Source organism: Microbacterium umsixpiens (assembly GCF_053543675.1).
In genome coordinates, this window is sequence record NZ_JBLVOH010000019.1 from 10,092 (window position 1) to 15,103 (window position 5,012).

Below are 5,012 nucleotides of genomic sequence, written 5' to 3' on the forward strand. Positions count from 1 at the left end.
CCTTTTCGTGTCCTCAGGCGGTCAGGAGGCGGCGGCGACGCTGGGGTCCCAGCGTCGGTGGCGCTGCTTCTCGTCGAGAAGCCCCCAGACGGCCGAAGTGAGCTCGGGGTACTCGAGGGCGATCTGACGCAGCACACGGTAGTGCCGAGCGGCGTTCGGGCGCACTCCGTCGTTCGCGTTGATGTTGTCGGCGCGCAGGAGGTAGACGACCAGCTCGTCGACGCTCGGCAGCTCCTCCATGAACTCCCAGGGGTCCTCCCCGCCGAGGAGTCGCTCCTGGATGAGGACCGCGAGCTCGTCTGCCGCCTCCGCGCGCAGCACTTCCAGGCTGGCGCGGCGCTGTACGGACTCGGTCATACATCCAGCCTACGTCTGCTGCGGACCCCCGCGTCGCACGACCTTCATGTTCTCGGTCATCTCCTCGAGCTCCTTGCCCTTGGTCTCGGGAACCTTGAAGAACACGAAGAAGAACGACAGGAGGGCGAAGAACGCGTAGAAGCCGTAGGCGAACGTGAGTCCGATCTCGGCGAAGGCCGGGAACGTGGTCGAGATGAAGAAGTTCGCGACCCACTGTGCTGCCGCAGCCACCGCGAGAGCACCGGCGCGGATGGAGTTCGGGAAGATCTCGCCCAGCAGCACCCAGACCAGCGGACCCCAGCTCGCGCCGAAGAAGACCACGAAGCCGTTCGCGCAGACCAGGGCGACGGTCGCCCACGGGTCCGGAAGCGTCGCCGTCCCCTGAGCGTCGAGCGTGCCGAACGAGAACGCGACCGCCATCAGTCCCAGCGTCACCGTCATACCGACGGAACCCACGAGGAGCATGATGCGCCGCCCGATCCTGTCGACCAGCAGGATCGCCACGATCGTCACGACGATGTTCGTCACCGACGTGATGACGGAGGTGAGCAGGGCGCTCGACTCATCGAATCCGACCGACTGCCACAGGGTCGTCGAGTAGTAGAAGATCACATTGATGCCGACGAACTGCTGGAATACCGAGAGCAGGATGCCGATCCAGACGATCGGCTTCAGTCCGAACCTGTTGCCCCGAAGGTCTCGCAGGGACTCAGCGCGCTCGGTGTCGATGGTCCCCGTGATCTCGGAGATCTTCGCGTCGACGTCAATCGTCCCCGTGACGGTCTGGAGAACCTCCTCCGCCCGTTTCAGCTCCCCCTTTCGCACCAGGTAGCGCGGGGATTCGGGGAGTCGTAGCGCCATGATCCCGTACACGAGTGCCGGAATGGCTTCGACGATGAACATCCATCGCCAGGCGGTGAGTCCCCAGAGCGGCTGGTCTGCGGCGCCGGCGATATTGGCCAGCAGAGCATCCGACAGGAGGGCAGCGAAGATTCCGGTGACGATGGCCAACTGCTGCAGGGATCCCAGACGTCCACGGACGGCTGCGGGCGATACTTCGGCAATGTACGCGGGGGCGATCACCGAGGCCGCACCGACACCCAGTCCTCCGACCACACGCCAGAAGATCAGATCGATCACACCGAAGGCGAGGCCCGATCCGATCGCCGAGACGAAGAAGAGCACGGCCGCGGCGACCATGACCGGAATGCGTCCGTATCTGTTCGAGACGAGTCCCGCGAACCACGCTCCGATCGCGCACCCGATGAGCGCTGAAGAGACCGCGAATCCCTTCAGCGCGGCTCCGAGGTCGAACCCGGAGACATCGCCGGCCAAGGCATCAACGGCACCGTTGATCACGGCGGTGTCGAACCCGAAGAGGAATCCACCCAACGCCGCCGCGATACTGACCCCGATCACACGGCGCTTGATGGCGGCTGGACCTGTTGCTCTGGACATGACTGACTCCCCCTCGACGTCGAGATGACGCGAGTCTAGATGAAGGGCGGACGACGGTGGGTGTTACCTGGCGGAGCCGTAGCCGCTCTCGCCGAGCTCCTCGAGAATTCGATTGAGATCCTGAATCGAAGCGAAATCGATCGTGACCTGGCCTTTTCGTGCACCGAGTGCGATCTTGACGCGAGTGTTCAGCCGGTCACCGAGCTTTCCGGCGACCTCGTCGAGGTATGCCCGCCGTGCTCCGGGAGTCGCTTTCGTCGTCTTGCCGGCCGACGGCTGCGACTTCGCAGCCTCTTCCGTGGCGCGCACGGAGAGGTCTTCGTTCACGACCTTGTCGGCGAGGCGCTGCATCGATTCGGGATTCTCGAGACTGAGGATCGCGCGGGCGTGGCCGGCGGTCAGCACGCCGGCAGCGACGCGCTGCTGCACGGTGACGGGCAGCTTCAGGAGCCGGATCGTGTTGCTGATCTGGGGCCGCGAGCGGCCGATGCGCGTGGCCAGCTCCTCCTGAGTGATGCCGAAGTCCTCCAGAAGCTGCTGGTACGCAGATGCTTCTTCCAGCGGATTGAGCTCGGACCGGTGGAGGTTCTCCAGCAGGGCATCGCGGAGGAGATCCTCATCGGCCGTCTCGCGGACGATGGCCGGGATCGTCTCGAGTCCTGCCTCACGAGCGGCGCGGGTGCGCCGCTCCCCCATGATCAACTCGTACTCGCCCTCGGTGTTCTTGCGCACGACCACGGGCTGCAGCACGCCGAACTCGCGCACGCTGTGCACCAGCTCCGCGAGGTCTTCCGGGTTGAAGTGCGTCCGCGGCTGGCGCGGGTTCGGGACGATCGCGTTCGGGTCGACCTGGACCAGGTGGATCCCCGGGACCTCTTCCAGCGCCGGGGCCTCGGCATCCGGCCCGACCGTCGCCTCCGCGGCAGCCGGCCGCAGACTCGCACCGGGGAAGAACACATCGACGGGACGCTCCGCCTGATCAGCCGTGGGGATCAGGGCCCCGATACCCCGACCCAGTCCAGTGCGCTTGGCCATCATTTCTCCTTGCTCTGCGTCGCGGTCCGCGATGCGATCTCGACAGCGGCCTCGCGGTAGGCGATGGCGCCGGCGGATTGTCCGTCATAGGCGATCACGGTCTGTCCGAAGCTCGGCGCTTCGGATACACGGACCGAGCGCGGAATCACCGTCTCCAGCACCTGCTCCGGGAAGTGCGTGCGCACCTCTTCAGCGACCTGCTGGGCGAGGCGGGTGCGGCCGTCGAACATCGTGAGCAGGATGGTGGAGAGATGCAGGTCGGGATTCAGATGCTTCTGGATCATCTGGATACTGCCGAGCAACTGGCTCAGTCCTTCCAGCGCGTAGTACTCGCACTGGATCGGGATGAAAACCTCGGATGCGGCCGTGAAGGCGTTGATCGTGAGGAGCCCCAGCGACGGCGGGCAGTCGATGATCACGAAGTCCATCGGATTGTCGGCGAGGTAGTCCACGAGCGCGCGGCGCAACCGGTGTTCGCGGGCCACCTGTGCGACGAGCTCGATCTCCGCCCCTGCAAGGTGGATCGTGCTGGGCGCGCAGAAGAGATTGGGATCTTCGGGACTGGGCTGGACGATGTCGGCGAGGGGGAACTCCTCGATGAGCACGTCGTAGACACTGGGGATGTCGGCGCTGTGCGGAACACCGAGCGCGGTCGACGCATTGCCCTGCGGGTCGAGGTCGATGACCAGGACCTTCGCCCCCAGGCCCGCGAGTGCGGAGGCGATGTTCACGGCCGTCGTGGTCTTCCCCACGCCGCCCTTCTGGTTCGACACCGTCAGGACGCGCGTCTCACCGGTGAACTCGACCGATGCGGCCTCCAGCGCGCGCCTCCGGGCCGAAAGGTCGGCAATCTCCCGCGCGAGCGGTGTATCCATCCCGAACGATTCGTTCGTCGATGTCTTCTCGGATTGTTTCACGTGAAACATCCACTCCTTTCGGGGCCGCGTTCCACTCTAATCGCTGCGGGCGACACCGGCTTACGCGAGCCCACGACGGGCCTCCGATCCCGCAGGAAGCGAGCCCGCACAGCTCGCTTTTGATGGGCACCGCGACCGGGCGAGACGGGATCCATGCTCTCCGCACCACGCACCTGGATCGACGTTTCACGTGAAACGATGACGGGCTCACTCTCCTCAAGAGGCGGGCACGGGGGCCGACAACCCTCAAGAGCAACCTGGTCGGCTGGGAGGGCCTAGTCAGCCACCCGCACCGGACAACTGATGCGGCGGAAGGAGTGACGATAGTCCGAAGCCACCCGGGCAGCGGGCTCGACATGTGTGGTGCAGAGACTGGAGCGAAGCTGTGCGAGCGCGCCGCGCACGACAATGACGGCAACCACTCCCCCACCCGCGCCCACCAGCACGGCGACACTGCGGTGTCTGAACCGCAGCGGGTAGCTGCACCCTCGTACGCCATACCCGTTCCGTCGGGGCAGACGACCCCGCAGAGCTACGTTTCACGTGAAACATCGCCCACGTCCGCCTCCGGCACCACGCTGAGGCAGAGGAGAACCGCGGCACCTCGCAGGGGGTCCCTCTGAACTCGCCGTGCTATCGACACCGTGGGCCGTTCCTCCGACTTCACAGACGTACCGTCCCCACGCCGGCATCACCGCTCGTTCCGGCGCCGCCTTCCGACCAGCACCGGTGAAGCTCACGACGAGTGGGTCGCGACCGATCGAGACGAGGCCGAGGGGAACAGCGCCCAGACCAGCGGGAGCCACCCCGGTCCTCACAGAGCACTACCTCCCGGAACCGCAGCCTTCACAGCCATCACGACGCCTCCCCCGTTCGTCATACCCGCCATCGATATACGGGTACGCGGCAGAAGAGGAGAACCTCCTCCGTAGGACCGGTCGCCCGTTTCACGTGAAACACCGCGCATGGCGATCCCGGGTCTGCAGGTATGCGTCGCGTCGATGGGCAGCACTCCGTGCACCGTCACCATCTCAGCCGCGAACTCCTTCCTACTCGCAGGGAAGACCACGGTCGACTGCGTGAAGTCCCCACGGGCGACCGAATGCACACCGGGTTTCTCCCGCACGACATCCGGCGTCCACCAGGCGTGCACGCGAGAAGGCTTCGCCAGCTACAGCTATCGCGGTGTTTCACGTGAAACATCGATGCGCCGCGACTACCCCGATACGAAGAAGCGGGGGGGTT

General features: G+C 65.5%; 5 protein-coding genes. 1 reads left to right on the plus strand and 4 read right to left on the minus strand.

Features of this window, described 5'->3' with window-relative positions:
• Nucleotides 1–21 precede the first annotated feature (21 nt).
• The 4 genes from ACNPM4_RS01745 to ACNPM4_RS01760 all read right to left on the minus strand — a co-directional run bounded on the left by ACNPM4_RS01745 (nucleotide 22) and on the right by ACNPM4_RS01760 (nucleotide 3,725).
• Nucleotides 22–357, minus strand: a complete 336-nt coding sequence (locus ACNPM4_RS01745) for a tryptophan synthase subunit alpha (RefSeq protein WP_448984489.1) — start codon at nucleotides 355–357, stop codon at nucleotides 22–24.
• Between the two features lie 9 nt (nucleotides 358–366).
• The gene (locus tag ACNPM4_RS01750; protein WP_448984490.1) at nucleotides 367–1,815 is read right to left on the minus strand and encodes a sugar porter family MFS transporter; all 1,449 of its coding nucleotides are present in this window, start codon (nucleotides 1,813–1,815) and stop codon (nucleotides 367–369) included.
• Nucleotides 1,816–1,878: 63 nt separating this feature from the next.
• A complete protein-coding gene (locus tag ACNPM4_RS01755; RefSeq protein WP_448984491.1) occupies nucleotides 1,879–2,850 on the minus strand; it encodes a ParB/RepB/Spo0J family partition protein in 972 nt (323 codons plus the stop codon).
• The gene (locus ACNPM4_RS01760) at nucleotides 2,850–3,725 is read right to left on the minus strand and encodes a ParA family protein (RefSeq protein WP_448984492.1); all 876 of its coding nucleotides are present in this window, start codon (nucleotides 3,723–3,725) and stop codon (nucleotides 2,850–2,852) included. Before ACNPM4_RS01760 ends, ACNPM4_RS01755 begins: the two co-directional genes overlap by 1 nt.
• Nucleotides 3,726–4,732: 1,007 nt before the next feature.
• On the opposite strand from ACNPM4_RS01760, the gene ACNPM4_RS01765 reads away from it, so the two are divergent.
• Nucleotides 4,733–5,012, plus strand: a 280-nt coding sequence (locus ACNPM4_RS01765; protein ID WP_448984493.1) for a hypothetical protein, incomplete at its 3' end; no start/stop codon positions are given.